Here is a 21400-nt window from a genome sequence, read left to right as displayed (position 1 = left end):
AATATTTCGTGAAGCTGACGCCTCGCCCGACATTTGGTCGCCGCAAGGCGACAAAGCGTTCGGCCCGTCCCTGATTTGTGATCGGACGAACCGCTTGGCAAGGCGCTGCGACGACGTGGCAGGCCGTCGAAAACGCCGCGGCCTAACGCGTGAGGCCGGCCAGCTCCGGGAATGGCGTGTAGGTCGACCCGGCACAGAGCTCACCGGCATCCTCGACCAGGCGGTCGAACCGGCCGTCGACGAACACCGCCGCCCGCTCCTGCGCCGGACGGTAGCTGCCGTCGGACTCGCGCGCCGCATAGCGGAGACAGCTCACATAACGCAGCCGGCCACCGACCGTCCGTTGCACCGGCTCCGCCATGACGCCGTCGCGCACCCCAACCGGATTGTTCAGGTAGGTCCTCAGATAGGACAGGATCTCGCTGCGGTGGTTGGTCGGAAACGGCTGGCTGCCGACGCCACGATCACCTGTATAGGCGATGCCGCGATTGTCCTCGCTCATGAACGCGGCCGGACCGCCGCTCGCGCAGCCGGCCAACAGCAGCGCCAGCACGGTCGCCGGCCACCAGCTCGATCTCCCCATCCCCACGGCGCCCAACTCTTGCAAGCCAATCCCGCGGTCGTTCTAGCTCAAAGCCGACACCCGGGAAATCCGTACCGGCTCACGCCTTCGTCAAGCCGCGACCGCCGGAGCGCTCTGGCGCTCCGGCGGTCGACGATCAGATCTGGCTTGGCCAGGCCGTGGCCGGATCAGCCGCGGCGGGTCGCCGGCGTCACGCGCTTGAGGCTCACCTTGTTGTGATGGCTGAGATGCGCGACGTGGCGATGCTTGTGGCGGACAAGCGAGGCATGCGGCTTGGTCTTCGTCTTGCCGACGGTGGGCTTCATCTCGTTGACCTTGTCGCCGGCCTGCATCGCGCCCGGCTTGGTGGCGTCGGTCTTGGCCGCATCGGTCTTGCTCACATCGGTCTTCGCGGTGCCAGTGGTCTGGCTGGACTTCGCGGACGTATCGGTTTTTGCAGGACCAGCGGCGAACGCGGGCGCAGCCAGGATCGACGCGGCGAGCAGCGCAACAGACATTGACTTCAGCATGGTCATCTCCGTGATGTGAAGATCTGGAGGCACCATCCAGTCCGGATAGGCTCGTGATCATGGAGACGACGATAGGGAACCGGCACTGAACCCACCCTGAAGTAAAGCGGTGTTTTCAGTTCATGGACATGAAGGGATAGTCATCGAGGTGACTGGTCTGTCATCATGTCGTCCGTATAATGCACCGATCGCGGCGCAAAATCCGCGCAAATGGCCGGGAATATTTCGCAGCTGCGGGAGTTCTTCTCCGTACGCAGTCACCTGTTGGATCGACAACTCGGGAGATACGAATGAAAAAGTCTGCGATCAGGATTGCCACGCTGGCTCTGTTCTCGATGGCCGTGGCCTCCGGGCCGCTGCTTCTGTCGAAGGCCTATGCCGCGGGCAGCGATACCCCGTCTGCGCCGCCGGCGTCGGATTCGGGCAAGAAGAAGAAGGACAAGAGCTCGAGCATCGAAGATCCGAAGTTCCTGGCGGCCTATCGCACGGCCTACACCTCGATCTATGATCGCGGCGACTACACCACCGCGATCCAGCAGCTCAAGGCGCTGAACCGCGAGGACGTCGCCGACGTCGCCAACCTGATCGGCTACTCCTACCGCAAGCTCGGCAACTACCAGGCCTCCAAGCAGTACTACGAGCAGGCCCTGGCGGATGATCCGAACCACGTGCGCACCTGGCAGTATTACGGCCTGTGGCAGCTCGAACAGGGCAACCGCGAGCAGGCCAAGTACCACCTCGACAAGGTCGCACAGCTCGCCGGCACCAACAGCCCCGAATATCGTTCGCTGGCCGACGCGCTGGAGAAACAGCCGGGCACCGGCCTCGTCTACTGACGGCGCGATCGGAGCAGCTCCGATCTCGACAGTGGCGCAACCCGAAAGGGTTGCGCCATTTTCGTTTGTCCCATGTCCCTCGTCCGCTATGGATAGGATGTCTCGCAGTTCATTTTCATCACGTCTTTTGGACAGGAGATTGCCTCGTGGAGCCCTGGCTTGGCACAGCACTCGATTACATCAAGGATTGGCTGGCCTTTCAGGTCGCGGTCTCCGAGCAGCCCGGCTGCATCCTTGCGATCGCCCATCGCGGTGAGATCGTCCTGGAGGCGGCCTACGGCCACGCCAATCTCGACAGCGGCGAGAAGCTGACGCCGCGGCACCGCTTCCGCATCGCCTCGCACACCAAGGCGTTCACCGCCGCAGCCCTCATGCGCCTGCGCGAGCAGAAGCGGTTGAAGCTCGACGACACCGTCGGACAATACGTCAAGGATCTGCATCCGGACGTCGCCGCGGCCACGCTGAACCAGCTGCTGTCGCACACGGCGGGCCTGATCCGCGACGGCAAGGATTCCGGCCAGTTCACCGACGGCCGCTCCTATCTCGACAAGGATGAGCTGCTGGCCGAGCTGAAGCTGCCGCCGGCGATCGATCCCAACAGCCGCTTCAAATATTCCAACCACGGCTACGGCCTGCTCGGCCTAGTCATCGAGGCGATCACCGGCGAGCCCTACCCGACCTGGCTCCAGCGCGAGATCATGACGCCACTTGCCTTGCGTGAAAGCGCGCCGGACATGACGCTGCTCGGCAAGGGTGTCCCGTTCGCGCGCGGTCATTCGCGCACCGTCCCCGTGGGCCGCCGCGTCGTGATTCCCGGCGACAATCCGACCAACGCGATCATGGCCGCGGCCGGCGTGGTCGCGACGGCAGCCGACACCGCCCGCTTCTTCGCCCAGCTCGCCCCGAACGCGAAGAAGAGCCTGCTGTCGGTCGCGAGCCGGCGCGAGATGATCCGGCGGCAATGGCGCGTGCCCCAAGACGTCGAAGAGGCCTATTACGGCCTGGCGCTCATGAGCGGGACGACCGCCGGCTTCGACTGGTTCGGCCATGGCGGCGGCTTTCAGGGCTACATCTCACGCACCTCGGTCATTCCCGCGCGCGACATCACGATCACCGTGCTGACCAATGCCGTCGACGGCTGGGCGCCCGGCTGGGCCAATGGCGTCAAGTTCATCCTGCAGGCCTTCGCCACCCATGGCGCACCGTCGCGCAGGACGCGCGATTGGACCGGCCGCTGGTGGACGCTGTGGGGCGCCGTCGATCTCGTCCCGTTCGGCGAGAGGGTCATGGTCGCCAATCCGGTGTTCATCAACCCGTTCCTCGATGCCGCCCGCATCGAGGTGACCGGACGCGATACCGGGCGCATCGTGCACGCGGCCGGCTATGCCAGCCATGGCGAGGCGGTCAGGCGAGTCCGCACCAAGTCCGGCGTCAGCGAGATCTGGCTCGCGGGCGCACGGGTGCGGCCCGAACGCGTGGTGAAGGCCGAGATGGAGCGGAAATATCCGAAAGGGCGCCGGAAGAAGGACGCGTAGGCGCAAACATGGTGCGTAGCCCGGGTATACGCGGGTTCTCGCACCCAGCTCGTGTGAACCCGGATATTGCTGCGCTCATCCGGGCTACTTGCTTGGCCTACTTCATCAGCGCCTCGGCCTCGCCGCGGAAGGCTTTGCGCGCGTCGTCGCGGGAATAGAACATGTGCCCGCCGGGATAGACCACGAGCTTGACTCGCGGCGGCCGCGCGAAGGCGGGCAGCTGGTCGAGCAGGATCTTCGAGCCGTAATACGGCGTGGCGAGATCGAACAGGCCGTGGCCGACCAGCAGTTTGAGCTTGGGATCGAGCGCGAGGATCTGCCGGAGCTCGGCGGTGGACTCCGGCGGGCTGGTGCCGCGGCCGAAATCCCATGACCGGTTCACGGCTCCGCTCAGCAGCTCATAGGAGCCCTCGGGGCGCCAGTTCAGCTTGCGCGTCGTCAGCTCGACCGCCGCACTGGTCAGCGGCGCAGTGAGTACGTCACCCGATGGATCGGAGCTGCGCGACCGACTCGAATCCGGATAGGGATCGATGCCGAGCACCGAGCCGTCATAGCGGCCGGTGATGCGGCCGTTCTTGCGGTCGAACTCGCGGCGAAACTCCGAGACGTCGAAGCGCCCGGCCAGCCTGCGGCTGACCGCCTGGTCGATGCCGGTCAGGCTCGCGACCTTGTCGGCGAGCCGATTGGTTGCTTCCACATCGGCCTCGCCCTTGACGAGGTCGAGCAGGAACTCGCCGCTGGCGTAACGCTCGACGTCGGCAAGATCGGCGCGGGTCACCGGCCCCTTCAACTGCTTGGCGACGGCGGCATAGCTCGGCAGGCTCGCGACATATTGCATCAGGCTCGAGCCGGAATAGTCGCGAAAATCCATCAGCGGCGACAGCAGGATCAGGCCGCTGATGCCGATGCCCTGGTCATGCTGCAGGTTGTTGACGATCTTCGGACCGCGAATGCCGCCATAGCTCTCAGCCGTGATGAACTTGGGCGATGCGAGACGGTCGTGCTTCTCCAGCCAGCGACGCACCACGAGCGACAGCGAACGCACGTCGCCATCGACCGAGAAGAACCGTTTGCGCACCTCGTCGCCGGTCGCGACGAAACGGCTGTAGCCGGTCCCGACGGGATCGATGAACACGAGATCGGTAAAGTCGAGCCAGGTGTCTGCATTCGGCATCAGCTCCGGCTTCGACGAGGGCGTCACGCTGGCCGCATCGATACCGATCCGCCACGGACCGGCATTGCCGAGCTGCAGATAGGCGGATGAGGCACCAGGGCCGCCGTTGAAGAAGAAGGTCACCGGGCGGCTGGCGCGATCGGCGCCATCGAGCTGATAGGAGGTGTAGGCGATGTCGGCCTGCGGCTCGCTCTTGTCGTCGAACAGGCGGATCGAACCGGCAGTCGCCGTGAACGACAGCGTGCGGCCGGGCAGTTCGAGCTTCTGCGTCGTGGTGGAGTCCGGCGGCAGCTTGTGCTGCTCGGCGGTCGATGCTGAGCCGGGCGGGCTCGCGGCGCGATTTCCAGCCGAGCCGGTGCGATGTGACCCCGGCGCCGCGGCGTCCTGCGCCGCCGGTGGCGCGTCCTCGGCGTGCAAGGCCGGCCCGGCGAGCACTGCCGTCAAGGCCAACGCCATCAGTCCCGGCCACGCGACGGACGATCTCAAACCTGCCATCAGCTCACTCCCTCGACCAGGCGATTGGCGTAACTCGCCATTTCTGCAAGCGCATGAACCGCGGCTTGGGAGCAAGCTCAAGCAACTCTTCCGTGATCCAGGTCACATCAGCACCCGTGCCTGGTCCCCTCAGGTGTGTTATGGGCTCGAACCTCTCCAGCGCTTCCGACGTCCCATCACCGGGACACCCAGGTTTGGGACAAGAGGCGCGCCGCCGATCGCGATCACGGAGTTCATCATGAAGTTGCCGACGCTCATCATCGCAGCCCTCACCGGGCTCGCCGGACCGGTCGTGATTGGACCGCCGGCGGCCTGGGCCGGCCCGCCGGCGGCGCTGGTCGAGGACGTCCAGGGGGATGTGGCCGGCGCCGAGCTGATGGACTATGTGGCGCCCGGCCAGGTGATCAAGCTTGGCCCGGATGGCGCCGTGGTGATGAGCTACCTCAAATCGTGCCGGCGCGAGACGGTCAACGGCGCCGGCAGCGTCACCGTCGGCCCCGGCGAAAGCACGGTCGACGGCGCGACGCTCAAGAGCGACATCGTCAATTGCGACGCCAGCCACGCACAGGCCACCTCGCGCGAGACCAGCGAGGTCGCGGCCACGATCGTGCGCAGCGTCGGGCCGGACAGCGCACCGGTGGCCCAGGCGATCATCTACAGCGCGTCGCCCATCTTCGAGGCCAAGGGCCGCGGCACGCTGGTCGTCGAGCGCCTCGACCAGCCCGGCGAGCGCCAGCAGGTCGAGCTCTCGGGCCGGCAATACAAGGGACGATTCTACGATTTCGCCGGCACCAGCCACCCGCTCACGCCCGGCGGGACCTATGTTGCGAGCTTCAGCAACGCGCGGATCGTGTTCAAGGTCGACGCACAGGCCAAGGCGGGACCTGGACCCGCGGTCGGGCGATTGATCCGGTTCAACTGAGACCGAAGGCTTTTATCGGTGGCGGTCGGACGCCGGACGCGCGACGCCATTGCCGTCATCGCCATCGCGCTGGCGTGCGCGGGCCTGTTCGTGTCGCCAGTCTTCGAGCGCGGCCGTGGCCTGTCGCTGGATGCGCTGACATGGCTGCGCTTCGAGACCTTCGGCAACCGTCACGATGCGGCGGCGAGTCCGGCGGTGGTGATCGCGGTCGACGAGGAGAGCTACCAAGCGCCCCCCTTCAAGGGTGCGCCGCTGTTGACATGGACCGGCGAGATCGGCCGCGTGATGACGGCCGTGCTCGGTGGCGGCGCCAAGGTGGTCGGCTTCGACATCGTGTTCCAGACATCGATCGAGCAGTCGGAGATTCCGCTCGGCGACAGCACCCTCGGCGAGAAGACGCGCGGCTTCGATCGCGACTTCCTGCGCGCGCTCGCTGCCGCGGCCGCCGGCGGCAAGGTGGTGCTGGGCGAGATCTTTGCCGAGCCGCCGATCCTGCCCGCGCCCGGCCAGCGCATCGCGGTGCGCCAGCAGCAGAATCTTCGTCCGCTCAACACCTATACTGACAGCGACGATGTCGTCCGCCGCCATCCGCTGACGCTGTCGGTCGACGGCAAGGCAGTCCCGAGCATGGCGCTGGAACTGGCGGGGCGCGCAACCGGCACCGCGCCGCTCATTGCCGCTGACGGCGTCACACTCGGTGCGTACAAGGTGCCCGGCAGCGTGCCGAGCACCATGACCCTGAATTTTGCCGGCGGCGCCCAGGACATTCCGACCTACTCGTTCGCCGACTTGCGCGCCTGCGCGCTGAAAGGCGACAAGGACTATTTCCGCCGCGAGTTCGCCGGCAAGGTCGTCCTGCTCGGCACCGTCGGGATCGAGGATCGGCGGCTCACCTCGAAGCGCTTCGCAACCCGCGCCGAGGGCGCGCGGCGGCCGCGCTGCGTGCTGGACGAGCGCAGGATCGCCGAGACGTTCGCCCGCAGCACCATTGCCGGCGTCTACATCCACGCCACGGCGGTGAACAATCTGGTGCGGCAGGACGCGGCAACCGAACTCGGACGCCCTGCGATCTACGCCATCGCCGCAACCATCGCGCTGCTTGCCGCGCTGCTCGCCCGACTGCTGCGGCCCGCCTCCGCAGCGGCCATCCTGGCCGTGGCCGCCCTGCTCTACACCGTGCTCGCAACCGCTCTCTTCGACCATGCCTACGCGCTGCCCCTGGCGGAGCCGCTCGCAGCGGGCGTGCTCGCGCTGGCAGCGACCACCGGCTATCGCTTCATGGTCACCGACAAGGACCGCAGGCTGCTGCAGAAGAGCTTTGCCTATTACCTCGCACCGCACGAGATCGACCGCATGCTCGCTTCGCGTCGGCTGCCGCAACTCGGCGGCGAGACCCGCGAGGTCACCGTGTTCTTCTCCGACATCGAGGGCTTCTCGCGCCTCGCCGAGCAGATGACGCCGGAGCAGCTCATGGCCCTCACCAACGAATATCTCTCGGCCATGACCGACGTCATCGAAAGCCACGACGGCTATGTCGACAAATACATCGGCGACTCCGTGGTCGCCGTGTTCGGCGCTCCGCTCGACGATCCCGATCATGCGCGCAGCGCGGCGCGCGCGGCGCTCGACTGCAAGGCGAAGCTCGCCGAGCTCAACAATACGTCGACGGCGTTCCAGGGCATCAAGGTGGCACAGCGCATCGGCATCAACAGCGGCGCCGCGCTGGTCGGCAATTTCGGCTCGCAGCGCCGCTTCAACTATTCCGTGATGAGCGACGCCGTGAACGTCGCCTCGCGGCTCGAGGGCGCCAACAAGTTCTATGGCACCACGATCATCGCCTCCGAGAGCACGGTCGCGCTCGCCGGCACCGAGTTCGCCTGGCGCGAGCTCGACACCATCCGGGTCAAGGGTCGCGAGCAGTCGCTGAAGATCTACGAGCTGCATGGCCGCGCAGCCGAGCTCAGGCCGGAGGAACAGGTCCTCCTGACCGGCTATGCCACAGGCCTCGCGCATTGGCGCGCCGGCGAACTGCCGCAAGCGGCCGACTGCTTCGCGCGGGGCGCACCGAGCGATCCTCCGAGCCGCTTCTTCGCCGAGCGGGCGAAAGCAACCCTGGGGACCGGCTCCTCGTCCTGGGATCCCGTGCGGAGCCTGCAGGAAAAATGACGCCCCGATGACTTCGGCGCGTGCGCGTATGTCCTGGCCACATCAGCCTCACCGCGGCCCCATTGCCCCAGGATACCGGCCGCGATGGACAAGCACGGGCAAGGTCGGCTAGACGACACGGCGCCTGTTACCGGCCAACCGACCAGCGAGCCCTGCGACGCATGACCACGTCCAAGCGATATGAGCGGATCGCCTTCGTTGCGAGTCCGAGTGCCGAGGCCCAGGCCGCGCTGACGCAACTCTCCGCGCTCTATGGCAACTCCGATCCGGACCTGGCGGACGTCGTGGTCGCGCTCGGCGGCGACGGCCTGATGCTGCAGACGCTGCACGACCACATGCGCTCGGGAAAGCCGATCTACGGCATGCATCGCGGCACGGTCGGCTTCCTGATGAACGAATTCAGCACGATCGATCTGCACGGGCGGCTCGAAGCGGCACAGGAATCGGTGATCCATCCGCTGCTGATGCGAGCGACCGACGCCGCTGGCGTCGTTCACATCCACCACGCCATCAACGAGGTCTACCTGTTCCGCCAGACGGCACAGACCGCGCGGCTGCGCATCCTGATCGATGAGCGCGAGCGCATGCCGGAGCTGATCGCCGACGGCGTGCTCGTCGCGACGCCCGCGGGCTCCACCGCCTATAATCTCTCCGTGCAGGGCCCGATCCTGCCGATCAACGCCGCGCTGCTGGCGCTGACGCCGATCAGCGCGTTCCGGCCGCGGCGCTGGCGCGGCGCCCTGCTGCCGAACACCGCCTATGTGATCATCGAGGTGCTCGAAGGCGACAAGCGGCCGGTCGCGGCGGTGGCCGACCATGACGAGGTCCGCAACGTCCAGCGGGTCGAGGTGCTTTCCGACAAGACGATCTCGATGCGGATGCTGTTCGACGCCGGCCACAGCCTGGAAGAGCGGATCCTGAGCGAGCAGTTCGGCTACTGACATCTCGGTTGTCCGCGCCTTTTTGCGCCTCAGCCGCCCCGCGCAACGCTTTGTTAACCCGCGGCTCCGTATGGTTAATGCGCGTTGACCACCTTCACCGGTGATCCCTCCGGGCCGGCCCAAATGTATCGCATCGACTTCAACAAGCTGCGCTTTCTCGTCTGCGACGACAACCCGCACATGCGCCGCATCCTGCGCACATTGCTGCATTCGTTCGGCGCCCGTGAGGTCAACGAGGCCGAGGACGGCGCGACCGCTCTCGAGATGTATACCCATTTCTCGCCTGATATCGTCATCACCGACTGGGCAATGCCGATCTTCGACGGCCTCGAGCTCGCGCAGATGATCCGGCAGCCGGAGGCCAAGGGCAATCCCTACGCGCCGATCATCATGCTGACCGGGCATTCGGAGAAGCGCCGCGTCACCGTCGCGCGCGACGCCGGCGTGACGGAATTCCTCGCCAAGCCGATCTCGGCCAAGGGCCTGTATCAGCGCATCCTCAACGTGGTCGCCAATCCGCGGCCCTTCATCAAAACCAAGACCTATTTCGGCCCGGACCGGCGCCGCAACACCAACACGGCCTATATCGGGCCCGAGCGCCGGATCGGCGGCGAGGCGGAGATCTTCCAGCAGCCGTCACTTCTGGATAAAGCGCGCTCCGCAGTTTAGGGGCGCGGCAGTGAGCCCGTGTTAACGCAATCCGGGGATCGGCGCCCAGCGCGCCAAGGTCCTCGGCTATGAATCGGGGCGATGCGTCGAACTGCGTCGGTCGGCATCATCAGGGGATATCGAGATGGCAAAAGACAAGGCCCCGGCGATCCAGGTCAAGACCTACGCCTCGCATCACGTCATCACCCAGCCCAATCCGCTGAAGAAGGTGCTGCGTCGCGCCGAAGAGAAGGATCTCGACGATCCGATCGCGCGCGCCGAAGCCGCGCTCGAAGGGCTGTCCGGCGAGTTCAAGTCGTGGATGGACACCGAGGCCGATCGTCTGACGAAAGCCTATGCAGCAGTGCTCAAGACCGGCTTCGACGACGACGCCTGCGAGGAGATGTTCCGCGCGGCACACGACATCAAGGGCGACGCCGCGACCTTCGGCTATCCAGCCGCCGCCGAGGTTGCCGACAGCCTTTGCCGGATCATCGAGCACGCGCCCGACCTCGAAAAGGTCCCCGCCGAGCTGTTCGAGCATCACGTCAATGCCATCCAGGCGATCGTGCATGATCATACGAAGTACGACAGCGCGACGGTCGCGGGCGAACTGAGCCGCCGGCTGCGCCGCGTGGCGGACGACTATCTGATCCAGGTCAACCGCAACCGGCCTGAGCATCTCGAGGCGATCCTGGCGCCGAGCCTCGTACCGAGCGATCAGCCGTAATCGGATGGTGATCACGTAGGATGGGCAAAGCGCCGCCGCAAAGCGGCGGTCGCGTGCCCATCATGGATCGGCAGTCTTTGCAGCAAGTCGGTGGGCACGACGCCCCCGCGCGCTCGAACGTGGCAATATCTGCGACGCGCCTTTGCCTACCCTACGGCAGCGCACACGGTTCACGCCGCGATCAGTCCGAACTCCAGCCCGGCGACGAAATCCTCGGCCATCACCTCGTCGCAGAACTCACGGGCCTCGTCGCGCGCGGATTCGGTGGCGAAGCGGCGCAGCAGGATCAAGAGCGGCGCCGCCGCGTCGCGGTCGGTGGCGCAATGGGTGAGCACGCGCTCCACCATCTTGCGGCGCAGGATCGCTGCCCCGCTCAAGGTGTCGGCAAAGCCGTTCTCGCGGCAGACCTCGAGCGCGATGCTGAAGGCGTCGAAGGTGGTGTCGGGAATGCCCGCCTTGCGCAGCAGCCCCTGCAGGCTGGCGCGGCCGCGATCGTTGAGCAGCGCCGCCACCCGCGCCCGTGGCATGTCGGCGAGCTCCGACAGCGCGATCTCGAACAATTCGACATTGCCGGAGAGCAGCGCGCGCAGGATCAGACCCGCGGTGAGTTGCGAGGTCGCGCGCAGATGCTGGACCAGCCCGCGCAGCTCCTCGCCGCGCGAGCGCGCCGCGATGCTGATGGTCGAGCGGTCGCGCGCCTCATTGGTGATGCGCCCTGCCCTGTCGGCGCTGAGCCAGTTCCTGGCGACCACGAACTGCGCCAGTGTCTCCGACAGCTTGTCGACCAGCGCCGCGCGCGTCGCGGCCGGCAGATCGTCCAGCACCAGCATCGCTTCGCGGATGGCGGCGAGATGGCCGTGACGCTCGACGATGCGGTCCCAGGAAAACGGCGCCAGCTCGGCATAAGCATTCTCGATCAGCTCGAGCGCTGCAGCGGCGCTGCCGACCTCGGCGATCGCTGCGCACACCGGCGCCGGCAGGCCGACGCGGCGCGCGATCGCGCATTGGGTTTCGGAGTTACCAGTCGCGACGATGTCGACGAGGTCGGCATCGATCAGCAGCGGCGAATATTCGAGGATGATGGCGGCGACAGAAGCCTGGTCGGTGGCGAGCGCCTGGACGATGGCGGCCGGCGCCTCCTCCGAGCGGGCGAACACCTCCGCCATCGCCTGCCGCACCAGCGGCGACGGATCGTCCAACAGCATAAGGAGCGCGCCCTCCGCGGCGCCGCGATCCTCGTCGCAGAGATCCGACAACAACCACGCCCGCGCGAGCGCCCTGGTGGCCTCTGCCCGCTCACCGGCGGGTGCGGTTCTGACCCAACTGAGAAACTGCCGAACGATCATGGTCTTTCCGGCTTACGCAACTTGCAGACAAAGGCCACGAGGGCCTCAACAGCACCGAAAATAAACCACGACGCTTAACAAAGCGTTCACCATAAGTAGCTGGTTTTGTTGATGTTTTGTTAAGGCGACAGGTTGTTTCTATACTATGATACCACTCAACGCCTCATTTGGCCGTAATCCGACGGGGGAAATGCGGCCGCCGCCGACGGTGCGAGCCGCGGCGGGACGTCAAAAATAGTTCTTTTTCATCAATGGTTCAGCGACGCGTGCGACCGCCTGCGCCGGCGCATCAGCCCGAGAAGGTGCCGTGCGGATCGCTGAACAGGTCGAGCCTGCGCTGACCATTGCCGCTGGCATCGTTGCTGCCGCCCTCCGGCGGGGTCGCACTGGCAACCGATGAATGGCCCCACAACTCGCGCACGGTTGGCGAGACCGCCTGGCTCGACTGGCCGTCGACCTGGAATAGCGAACGAAACATCGGATCCGCCGGACGGTTGACGGCCGATGCGTCGGCCGTCGTCGAGGCGCCGGGCCGGGATGAGCCGCGCGCATCCGGAAACATCGACAGGAAGGTTGCGGTGTCGGTCGTCGGTAGCGCGCCGCCGCCGGCCGCATTGGCCGCGACATTCGTCCCACCGTAGAGCGCAAGCGCGCCCCGGGTGGCCGAGGAATTGGCGGCGCCGGCATAGCGCGTGTTCAGGACTGCATAGACCTGGGACACGCTGCGGGCTTGTCCGTCGCGATCGTAGAAGATCGGCCGGTTGGCCGCGGCGGCACCGGGAAACATCTGCGTAGCCGATGCGTTCGGCGTCTCCCGGGCGCTGGTGATCAGCTTCGCGGCGCCGCCGACGCCCATGAAATGCGCCATGTAGAGCTCGGCATCGGTCGGCCGGCGGCCGATCTTGCCGGTGAGCTGGAAGCTGTTCGATTGCGTGAGCGCAGCGGCCATGGCGGACGACGCCTGCGGGTCGTCGCGCAGCTTCATGATCGCCTGCCGCATGGCGGGATCGCTGACCGTATAGTCGCCCGACGATGTCCGGGTGATCGCGTCGGCATATTGGCCGTAGCCGAGATCGGCGCCGGCTTCCTTCACCGTGCCCAGCCAGGTCTGGTCGATGAACTGGTAGAGCCCGCGCGCTGACGACGTCGAGGCGCCGGCGGTCGGATTGAAGTCGGACTCCATCTTGGCGGTCGACAGCAGATATTCGAAGCTGGTGCCGACGCTGTCGGCGGCCTGCTTGATCGCGCCGGCGACCTTCGCCCGGACGCCATCGAGGAAACCGGTGGACGAGGAGTTGGATGCGTCGACCGACATGGGAAGACCCGCTGTTTGCAGATTCGCTGGCAGACGAACGCGCCGGAAACGTCCGGCAAAATGCGGCGGGTATGGTTAATGGCGGGTTAATTCGCTGGGCCCGGCCGGGCCAATGAACGACAGGACAGACCCGGAGGAAGGTCGCTGGCCTACTTGCGATAGACCTCGGCCGGATCGAACAGCCGGTCGGCCTCGACAAACACCAGCCGCGCGCCCTCGCCCTCAGCCCGCTCCACCTTGCGATAGAAGCAGGAGTGGCGGCCGGTGTGACAGGCCGCGCCGGTCTGCTCGACGCGCAGCCAGACCGCGTCCTGGTCGCAATCGGTGCGCATCTCGACCACGCGCTGGGTCTGGCCCGAGCTCTCACCCTTGCGCCACAACGCATTGCGCGAGCGGCTGAAATACCAGGCTTCGCCGGTTGCCACCGTCTTGCGCAGCGCCTCCTCGTTCATGTGGGCAACCATCAGCACGTCGCCGCTCACGGCGTCCGTCGTCACGCACGTGACGAGGCCGGCCGCGTCGAACTTGGGCAGGAAGGCCAAGCCCTCCTCGCGCTCGACTGAGGATGAGGACACGAAACTCTCGCTAAGATGTTGCTGGTCTTACCGTTGCGGCGAGCGCACCATCGACAGGAAGCGCCCCTGCTCGGCCGGATTGTCCCTGAACATGCCGGTGAAGCGGCTGGTGAAGGTGATGGCGCCGTGCTTGGCGACGCCGCGCACCGACATGCAGGTGTGCTCGGCCTCGATCATAACAGCGACGCCGCGCGGCTTCAGCACCTCGTCGATCGCAGCCGCGATCTGGGCGGTCAGATGCTCCTGGGTCTGCAGGCGGCGGGCGAAGATGTCGGTCAGGCGCGCCAGCTTGGACAGGCCGACGACACGCTCGACCGGCGTATAGGCGATATGCGCGCGGCCGTAGAAGGGCATCATGTGATGCTCGCATTGCGACGTGAACTCGATGTCGCGAATCAGGACGAAGTCGTCGTAGCCGGCGGTCTCGCCAAAGGTACGGTCGAGCACCTCGGCCGGGCACTGGTGATAGCCCTGGTACAGCTCGTCATAGGCCTCGACGACCCGGCGCGGCGTATCGACCAGCCCTTCGCGGGTCGGATCCTCGCCGATATAGTTCAGGAGCGTGTAAACCGCGGCCTCGGCTTCGGCGCGCGACGGCCGTGGCCGGTCCGGCCGCACGGCAGCAGCAAGAAAATCGGCAGGATCGAGCTCTGCAGCGCGGGGGTCGGTCAGCTTGGCGTCTAACGGCTTGCCCTCGGGCTTGGTGGTGCGCAGCGTCTTGATCAAAGTGTCCATCTCAACTCCGTTCGACCGGTCGGCGGTCCGACCGGAGTGTCACCGGCACAGCATCACCTTGAGGGCGTCACCTGCAGAGGCGCCACACGCAGGCTTTGCGCCTCTGGCGCCGGACGCCTGTGGATGTGGCTGGAATTCCTGCCAATCGTTTCCATATACTCGCAATATAGGGCGATGAAACCCGGCCGCCAAGGCCGCCACGCCGGTAATTCCGGGACGTCAGGCACATGCTGAACGACATCTACAACAAGCGCATCATCGAGCTGGCCGGCAACATTCCGCGGCTCGGACGGCTGGACCACCCGGACGCCACCGCCACCGCCCATTCCAAGCTCTGCGGCTCGACCGTCAAGGTCGACCTCAAGATGGATGGGCCCGTGGTGACCGACTTCGCCCACGACGTGAAAGCCTGCGCCCTCGGCCAGGCCTCCTCCTCGATCATGGCCCGCCACGTTATCGGTTCCAGCGCCGCGGAGCTGCGCGAGCTGCGGGAGACGGTCCGGAGGATGCTGAAGGAAAACGGCGCGCCGCCGGAGGGCAAATGGGCCGACATCGCCCTGCTCGAGCCCGTCCGGGATTACAAGGCCCGCCACGCCTCGACGATGCTGACCTTCGATGCCGTGGTCGATGCCATCGGCCAGATCGAGGCGAAGGCCAACGGCGCGGAGCCGGCCGCCGCCCAGGGCTGAGGCAACGCCGCTTCCCGCCCCCGCGCGAGCAGAATGACCGATCCGTAGCCCGCATGAGCGCGGCGACATGCGGGAGCAGTATTTCGACACGCCGATTCTTGGCGCGAGGCCCGGCTCACCCAGGCGACGTCGATGCCTATTGCTGTGGCGTCGCGGCGACGGTCGCGGGCGGCAACGCCTCGGCGGTACGCGACAGTTGCGCCTTGTCCAGCGCAACGGGGAAGCGGTCCTGCTGCTTGTCCTTGGCCTGCGGCTTCGGCGCGAGCTCGGCGACCGGTGTCGTGCCCTTCGGCGGCAGCACCTCGGCGATCAGATCCGTGGTCACGACATTGGTGAGCCGCAGTTCGGCGCGCGACAGCTCATGCAGGTCTTCCCACGGCGGCACGTTCAGCGCCAGCGACAGCAGATCGCCCGCTCCACCCATGTCGAAGGTGTATTTGGCGAGACGCCCGATGTCGCGCTCGACGATCATCAGGTCCTGCGCCGTGTAGCTCGCCGCCTTGGCGTCGTCGGCGCGGTCTCCCATCCAGATCTGGTGGACGCGGACATGGGCCGCATCCGGAACATAACGCGTGGTTCCGGCCAGCAGCAGGAACACGCACATCGACTCGCAATAGGCCTCGGGCATGACCCGCGGCCGATCACCCCCGCGGCTCGGGCGTTGGGTCATGCCGACGGTGGTGCGCATCTTCAAGCCGCGGAACCGGCGGCCCAAGGTGATCGCGTCATTGACGGAGCCGCCGCTGGAATCGAGCACCAGCGTGGTGCCAGTCAGGTCGCGATCCCTCGCGAAATCCTCGAAATCCTTCGGCGTATCGCCGGTGACGATCCCGACCGCGCTGACCCAGCCGCAATTCGGCTCGCAGGCGACCCAACCAAACCGCATCGGGAGTTTGCGCTCTTCGAGCGCGCCGCCGGCGCGCGCCGTGTTTGACATGATGGTGATCGCGCCACCGACCACCATCCCAAGCGCTGCAACACCGAGTAGCATCCAGCGCAATTCACGCGACCGCAGCAATCTCACGCGCAATCCGTCCCCCTCGTCAAGCTCGGTACGCAGTTCCTCGGTTTTCTTGCGGAAAGACCTGACAACTTGGCCTCAAATCCGTTATTAGTCTGTCACATCCTTGCCGAGAAACGTATCCGGGCAATCACCTACCGTCCAGCTGTGGCGTGCTGCGACGCCGCTGAAAACCGGCCATTGTTGCATCACATCACCACAAATGACCGAGAGCCGGGTTCCCTGCCGAGGAACCGGTCAGAAGCTCGCCCATCCATCTTGCATCGCGCTCATGAAGCACTCATGCTCTGACATCGGCTGCCATTCTGCGCACATCGGGTCGCTGCTGGCCCGACTCCCGCGGCGCGCTGCTCATGCGCTGATCTGGCTGTATCGCCACACATTGTCGCCACTGGTCGGCTACAATTGCCGGCATCTGCCGACCTGCTCGGTCTATGCCGATGAAGCCATCGAACGCTTCGGGCTCTGGGCGGGTGGGTGGATGACACTCGCTCGGCTGCTGCGCTGCCAGCCCTTTGGCACCTCGGGCATCGACAACGTCCCAACGACGGCTCCTGTGCGCGCCCGCTGGTACCTGCCGTGGCGCTACGCGCGATGGCGCGGCGTCAACGGCCCGGACTGATGTGCAGCGCAACAGACGCCTCGCCCGTCGATTGATCTGCAGCAAAAGGGCCTGGCGAAATCTGTAGTCAGGCTTATTCTTACGCCAAGAGCCGGCGCTCCCAGCAGGAACCGCGCTGCCTCGGCCTGCATTGATGTGACGCTTCCTTCGGGAGGAGACAACGATGCGCTGGACAATCAGTCCCAGAAGCAACCGATCGCGCAAGAGCATCGGTCCCGACCATGCCGACCACCACGATGCCCGTCAGGTGGACCTGCTCTGCATCATCGCCTTGTTGATCGTCATTGTCGGTGCCTGGCGCTATCTCGCCGACAGCACCGCCCTGCCCCCGCCGACGACGTCCTACATCGTGCCCAGCCAGAGCGTGCACTGGTGAGATTCACCCCTACCATCTCGGCCAAAAGATGAAATCGTCGCGCCGCGGCGGCGGATAGAGAGGAACGGGCTCCGGCGTCCGCGGCACGCGCCGGGCGCGCGGCGGCGGCTGATAATCCGTCTCTGGAGGGGCGCTCGCTTCGGCCGACACCGTCGCGTCGGCAGGAGGCGATCTCACCGCGAGCAGGACATTCGATTCCCGCGTTCGCCAGCGATAGCCGATCCCGAACTCCAGCGGCTGCGCACGCTCGAACAGCTTCGCATAACTCCTCTGGTACATGTCCGGAAACTTGTCGATCGGCCCGGCGTAGCGTCCGAACGGCAGGAAACGCCAGGCCCGCGCCTCATAGCTCGCGAGCGGGATGCCGGAATCATCCTGGACGACGGTCGCACTGTTCTTGAGCAGCCAGCTGCGGACCCGTCCGAAGCCGTTCTCATGCAACAGATAGGACGCGCTCTTCAGCAGGCTGTCGCCTGGCCCCAGCGGCTCGCAGAACTTGAGCAGCCCACTCGCCTTCACGCCGGAATCGGAGAGATCGGTGGAGAAGTAATAGAGCGTCTTCACGACCCCGTCGGCGCCGGCGAACAGAATGCGCGCGCCCTTTGTCGCATTGCGCGCCGGCGGCTCGGAGTTGCCGTGCAATCCGCCGTTCTCGTCCAACCAGATCAGGCTCGCCTCGCGGATCGTCTTGCCGGTGCGTGCCAGGAACACGTAGAGGATCGGCAAGGTCCCTTCGAGCTCGCCTTCGCGCAGGTCGACCTTCATGTCCTTGGTGATGAAGAAGGAGAAGCTCAGGATCGACTGCAACGAGCGTTCGACATAGGACAGTGCCGGGCCAATGCCGCCGCGCGGCAATCTGGACAGGTCCGGGATCGGGCCGGTTGGCTCGAGCGCCGCCAGGACATAGGTCGTTGCCTTCGGGTGAAAGGCGTCGGCATAGAGAAAATCCGGCCCCGAGAAGAAATAGAACATCGCCGGCTGCGGGGCCGTCAGATTGGCATCCGTCCAGGCCCTGATCTTCGACAACTGCCGCTGCTCGAGCTGATTGAAGGCGTTGTCGAAGAAAGCCGCGTGCCGCCGCCACGCCGGATCCTGTACGAAGGGCGCAAGTGGCGAGCCCGCCGCCGGCGCCATCCCCGCCAGCACCCGCGCCGTATCGTCCGGCGTGACGGACTGAGCCCGAGCCTCGAAGCTCGGGGCAAGCATCAGACATGCGACGGCGAACCAGACTCTCGAGACCCACAGCATTTCAATCCGAACCCGATGCGAGCGTTGCGGCGACACGGCGCGACCGCGCGTGAGCGAACCAATAGATCACCAGTCCCGACGCCATTGCACCTGCGCCGAGCCCTGCCTGCAACGGCCGCGTCATGACGAGATAGTACATCATGAAGAAGGTCACGCTGAGGAAGATCAACGGCGTGACCGGATAGCCCCAGGCGCGATAGGGTCGCGGGAGGTCCGGCTGCGCGATGCGCAGCTTGAACAGTCCAAGCACAGCGAGAAACGAGCAGGACAAGAGCGAGAACTGGACCAGGTCCAGCACCGCCTCAAAGCTCTCCGTGAACAGCATCAGGGTGGCCACCGTGAGCTGGAACAGGACGGCATAGGCCGGCGCGCCGTTGCGCGAGCGCCGTGCGAACACCGACAGCGCCGGAATGTCCTCGCCCATCGTCATCAGCACGCGCGGGCCGATCCACATCATCGCGGCGATGGAAGGAACCAGTCCGATGCAGATCATCGCGGACACGAAGCGGCCGCCGGCTTCGCCGAAGATATGACTGCCCGCGATGCTTGCGACCTGGAGCTGGCCCGCGAGCGCGTCCATCGGTGCAGCCCGCAGGAAAACCGCGTTGAGCGCAATGTAGAGCACCAGAACGATCACGGTGCCCAGCAGCAGCGCGCGCGGCAAGGTTCGCTCAGGCGCATGCAACTCGCCGATGATGTAGGTCGCCGCGTTCCAGCCGGAGAACGCGTACATGACGAAAACCAGTCCAGTCGCGAACGCAGCGCTCGTCACGTGGCCGAGATCGGTCGCGGCCGGCAGGAACGTCACCGGTTGCGGGGCGGCAATGGTATAGCCGGCGATCAGGAAGGCGGTGATGAGCCCGAGCTTCAGCACGGTCGACAACAGCTGGAAGCGGCTCGACTGCCTGATGCCGCCGAGTTGCACTGCCGTCACGAGCCAGACTGCGCCCGTGGCGAGCAGCATCGGCGGAGCGCCCGGGATGACGGCACGGCCATATTCTCCGAACGCCATGGCCGCGAGTGCCACGGGCGCTGCGAAGCCCACGGTCGCCGAGACCCACCCGGCCATGAAGCCGATCGCCGGGTGGAACGCCCGCGTGAGCAAATTGTACTCGCCGCTGGAGCGAGGAAACATCGTGCCGAGTTCGGCGTAGGCCAGCGCCCCGCAGATCGACACCAGTCCGCCCACCGCCCACAGCGCCAGGATGGAGAAGCCGGATGGGATGTCGCGGACCTGGAAGCCGAGGCTGGTGAAGACGCCGACCCCGATCATGTCGGCGATGACGATGGCGGTCGCGACCGGCAAGGACACGGATGGAACCCGGTCGCCGTCCGCCCGGCCCAGGCTGGGATCGTCCGCCTCGGATGCAGCCATTTCGTCGAGGGACGCCGTGCGCCCCTTCCTCTGCCTCAGCCCAGGTTCCCGCCGAAGCATTCAAACATCGTTAACGGGCATTAAATATGACCTTCCTCAAGGGTATTTTTGAACCGATTTCGGCCGGGCCAGGCTGCGGCATTGCATCGGGCGGCCAAACGACCCACAATCGCGACACGTTCGCGTGGTGTGTCCCGGTGCGCCCGGGGTTGACCGGACACGATCCTTAACGCGACCTCAATTTCGGCGGCGCAGGTTGAACGAAATCCGCTGGTTGAAGAGCCGCGTTGGGGCTCGAACGCGTCTTTGGGGACGGATGATCGGGGAACACCAGAACGTCATGAGGTCTGTGCGCCAGGGCTTGCGCCTCTGGTGGCGCGCGGCAACGGCGCTGGCAATCTGTCTTTCCGTCACGCATTGCGGCAAGGCGCCGAATCCCGAGGCGTTGGCCGCCAACGCATCGACGGCCCAGGGGCTGACCTTCGACGACCGTTTTCCGGTACCTGAATTCAGCGACCGCTTCCCGTCCGCGCAGGAGAGCTTCCGGCTTCACACGCCCTCCGACTTCGCTTCGAAGCCCGCGCCCTCTCAGATCGCATCGCTGGAGCCGCAACGGCCGGAACGGCGGCAGCGTGAGGATCTGACGACCCTCGTCAGCATGAAGTCGTCGGCCTTTCCCTATTTCGGCAACAACCCAGCCTCCGACGCGCCGTTCCTGAACGTCAGCAACGGTGAGCGACGCGGCCACCGCAGCTTCTCCGGCCGCGTCTACTGGCAGGACCAGACCTACAACGACAGCCGCGTGCTGGTGCACGTCCCCGAACAGTTCGATGTGCGCAAGCCGGGCGTGATCGTCGTGTTCTTCCACGGCAACGGCGCCACGCTGGAGCGCGACGTGCGCGACCGCCAGTTGGTGCCGCAGCAGATCACGGCGGCCGGCGTCAACGCGGTGCTGCTCGCGCCGCAGATGGCCGTCGACGCCGCCGATTCGAGCGCCGGCAAGTTTTGGCAGCCCGGCGGCTTCAAGCGCTTCATGGACGAGGCTGCGGCCAGCCTCGCCCGCCTGACCGGCGATCCCGCGAGCGCGAAGACCTTCGCCGGCATGCCCATCGTGATCGTCGGCTACAGCGGCGGCTTTCTCCCTACGGCCTGGAGCCTCGAGGTCGGCGGCATCAGCGACCGCGTGCGCGGCGTGGTGCTGCTCGATGCGGTCTATGGCCAGCTCGACAAATTCGCCAACTGGATCGAGCGCAACCGCTCCGGCTTCTTCATCAGCTCCTACACCCGCTATACCGCGCGGCATGATCAGGAGCTGATGACCATGCTGCGCAATCGCGGCATCGAGGTCTCCGAGGGCATGGACCGGCCGCTGCGGCCGGGCAGCGTCGTCTTCGTCGAGACCGACGAGGGCATCACCCATCGCGACTACGTCACGCAGGCCTGGACCCGCCAACCGATCAAGGACGTGCTGATGAAGATGGCGGCCGCCCAGCCGCCGATCCGGATTGCGGCCGGAGCCCAGGATAGTTCGAACCGTGTGTCGAGCCGCTGAGCGGCGG

General features: G+C 66.0%; 21 protein-coding genes. 11 read left to right on the top strand and 10 right to left on the bottom strand.

Going from position 1 to position 21400, the window contains the following annotated elements:
- Positions 1–142: 142 nt before the first annotated feature.
- Together ACQR1H_RS02970 and ACQR1H_RS02965 are read right to left on the bottom strand one after the other, a co-directional pair.
- Positions 143–589: a hypothetical protein gene (locus ACQR1H_RS02970; protein ID WP_315801033.1), complete on the bottom strand. Its 447-nt coding sequence runs from the start codon at positions 587–589 to the stop codon at positions 143–145.
- A 161-nt stretch (positions 590–750) separates the two neighbouring features.
- Entirely contained in the window at positions 751–1092 is a 342-nt protein-coding gene (locus ACQR1H_RS02965) for a hypothetical protein (RefSeq protein WP_316237695.1), read from the bottom strand.
- 290 nt (positions 1093–1382) lie between these two features.
- Here ACQR1H_RS02965 and ACQR1H_RS02960 point away from each other — a divergent pair, with 290 nt between their 5' ends.
- On the top strand, positions 1383–1928 hold the full coding sequence (locus ACQR1H_RS02960; RefSeq protein ID WP_315801035.1) for a tetratricopeptide repeat protein: 546 nt from the start codon (positions 1383–1385) through the stop codon (positions 1926–1928).
- 146 nt (positions 1929–2074) lie between these two features.
- On the top strand, positions 2075–3463 hold the full coding sequence (locus ACQR1H_RS02955) for a serine hydrolase domain-containing protein (RefSeq protein ID WP_434907084.1): 1389 nt from the start codon (positions 2075–2077) through the stop codon (positions 3461–3463).
- 97 nt (positions 3464–3560) lie between these two features.
- Here ACQR1H_RS02955 and ACQR1H_RS02950 read toward each other — a convergent pair whose 3' ends face one another.
- The gene (locus ACQR1H_RS02950; RefSeq protein WP_316216004.1) at positions 3561–5132 is read right to left on the bottom strand and encodes a S10 family peptidase; all 1572 of its coding nucleotides are present in this window, start codon (positions 5130–5132) and stop codon (positions 3561–3563) included.
- A gap of 238 nt (positions 5133–5370) precedes the next feature.
- Here ACQR1H_RS02950 and ACQR1H_RS02945 point away from each other — a divergent pair, with 238 nt between their 5' ends.
- The 5 genes from ACQR1H_RS02945 to ACQR1H_RS02925 all read left to right on the top strand — a co-directional run bounded on the left by ACQR1H_RS02945 (position 5371) and on the right by ACQR1H_RS02925 (position 10539).
- The gene (locus tag ACQR1H_RS02945; protein ID WP_315801038.1) at positions 5371–6054 is read left to right on the top strand and encodes a hypothetical protein; all 684 of its coding nucleotides are present in this window, start codon (positions 5371–5373) and stop codon (positions 6052–6054) included.
- Positions 6055–6072: 18 nt separating this feature from the next.
- A complete protein-coding gene (locus ACQR1H_RS02940) occupies positions 6073–8220 on the top strand; it encodes a CHASE2 domain-containing protein (protein WP_434907083.1) in 2148 nt (715 codons plus the stop codon).
- A 161-nt stretch (positions 8221–8381) separates the two neighbouring features.
- On the top strand, positions 8382–9161 hold the full coding sequence (locus ACQR1H_RS02935; RefSeq protein ID WP_315714654.1) for an NAD kinase: 780 nt from the start codon (positions 8382–8384) through the stop codon (positions 9159–9161).
- Between the two features lie 123 nt (positions 9162–9284).
- Positions 9285–9830, top strand: coding sequence for a response regulator (locus ACQR1H_RS02930; protein ID WP_172107934.1), 546 nt, complete (start codon positions 9285–9287; stop codon positions 9828–9830).
- A gap of 124 nt (positions 9831–9954) precedes the next feature.
- Entirely contained in the window at positions 9955–10539 is a 585-nt protein-coding gene (locus ACQR1H_RS02925) for an Hpt domain-containing protein (RefSeq protein ID WP_316216002.1), read from the top strand.
- A gap of 170 nt (positions 10540–10709) precedes the next feature.
- Here ACQR1H_RS02925 and ACQR1H_RS02920 read toward each other — a convergent pair whose 3' ends face one another.
- The 4 genes from ACQR1H_RS02920 to folE all read right to left on the bottom strand — a co-directional run bounded on the left by ACQR1H_RS02920 (position 10710) and on the right by folE (position 14510).
- On the bottom strand, positions 10710–11885 hold the full coding sequence (locus ACQR1H_RS02920) for a DUF2336 domain-containing protein (RefSeq protein WP_316237692.1): 1176 nt from the start codon (positions 11883–11885) through the stop codon (positions 10710–10712).
- Positions 11886–12174: 289 nt separating this feature from the next.
- Positions 12175–13200 (bottom strand): lytic transglycosylase domain-containing protein, encoded by a 1026-nt coding sequence (locus tag ACQR1H_RS02915; protein ID WP_316237691.1) that lies wholly within the window; start codon positions 13198–13200, stop codon positions 12175–12177.
- A 149-nt stretch (positions 13201–13349) separates the two neighbouring features.
- Positions 13350–13775 (bottom strand): phosphoribosyl-AMP cyclohydrolase, encoded by a 426-nt coding sequence (hisI, locus tag ACQR1H_RS02910; protein WP_315801043.1) that lies wholly within the window; start codon positions 13773–13775, stop codon positions 13350–13352.
- Positions 13776–13802: 27 nt separating this feature from the next.
- A complete protein-coding gene (folE, locus tag ACQR1H_RS02905) occupies positions 13803–14510 on the bottom strand; it encodes a GTP cyclohydrolase I FolE (protein WP_315801044.1) in 708 nt (235 codons plus the stop codon).
- A gap of 227 nt (positions 14511–14737) precedes the next feature.
- Between folE and ACQR1H_RS02900 the strand changes: the two genes are divergently transcribed.
- Positions 14738–15199: an iron-sulfur cluster assembly scaffold protein gene (locus tag ACQR1H_RS02900; RefSeq protein ID WP_315801045.1), complete on the top strand. Its 462-nt coding sequence runs from the start codon at positions 14738–14740 to the stop codon at positions 15197–15199.
- Positions 15200–15335: 136 nt separating this feature from the next.
- Here the strand turns inward: ACQR1H_RS02900 and ACQR1H_RS02895 are convergent, their stop codons facing one another.
- Positions 15336–16229 carry a hypothetical protein gene (locus tag ACQR1H_RS02895; RefSeq protein ID WP_315801046.1) on the bottom strand — a complete coding sequence of 298 codons (894 nt, stop codon included), beginning with the start codon at positions 16227–16229 and terminating at the stop codon, positions 15336–15338.
- A gap of 262 nt (positions 16230–16491) precedes the next feature.
- Here ACQR1H_RS02895 and yidD point away from each other — a divergent pair, with 262 nt between their 5' ends.
- A complete protein-coding gene (gene yidD, locus ACQR1H_RS02890) occupies positions 16492–16842 on the top strand; it encodes a membrane protein insertion efficiency factor YidD (RefSeq protein ID WP_315801047.1) in 351 nt (116 codons plus the stop codon).
- 163 nt (positions 16843–17005) lie between these two features.
- Positions 17006–17218, top strand: coding sequence for a hypothetical protein (locus tag ACQR1H_RS02885; RefSeq protein WP_315801048.1), 213 nt, complete (start codon positions 17006–17008; stop codon positions 17216–17218).
- A gap of 9 nt (positions 17219–17227) precedes the next feature.
- Here the strand turns inward: ACQR1H_RS02885 and ACQR1H_RS02880 are convergent, their stop codons facing one another.
- Together ACQR1H_RS02880 and ACQR1H_RS02875 are read right to left on the bottom strand one after the other, a co-directional pair.
- Positions 17228–18466, bottom strand: coding sequence for a hypothetical protein (locus ACQR1H_RS02880; RefSeq protein ID WP_410051407.1), 1239 nt, complete (start codon positions 18464–18466; stop codon positions 17228–17230).
- Position 18467: 1 nt separating this feature from the next.
- Complete coding sequence (locus ACQR1H_RS02875) at positions 18468–19841, bottom strand: APC family permease (RefSeq protein WP_434907082.1); 1374 nt, start codon at positions 19839–19841, stop codon at positions 18468–18470.
- 340 nt (positions 19842–20181) lie between these two features.
- Here ACQR1H_RS02875 and ACQR1H_RS02870 point away from each other — a divergent pair, with 340 nt between their 5' ends.
- Positions 20182–21393 (top strand): alpha/beta hydrolase, encoded by a 1212-nt coding sequence (locus ACQR1H_RS02870; protein ID WP_434907081.1) that lies wholly within the window; start codon positions 20182–20184, stop codon positions 21391–21393.
- The last annotated feature ends 7 nt before the right edge of the window (positions 21394–21400 follow it).

Source organism: Bradyrhizobium sp. HKCCYLRH2015, assembly GCF_051168215.1.
Lineage (GTDB): Bacteria > Pseudomonadota > Alphaproteobacteria > Rhizobiales > Xanthobacteraceae > Bradyrhizobium.
Note: the sequence above shows the minus strand (reverse complement) of the source record. Positions and strands in the feature narration are given on the sequence as shown.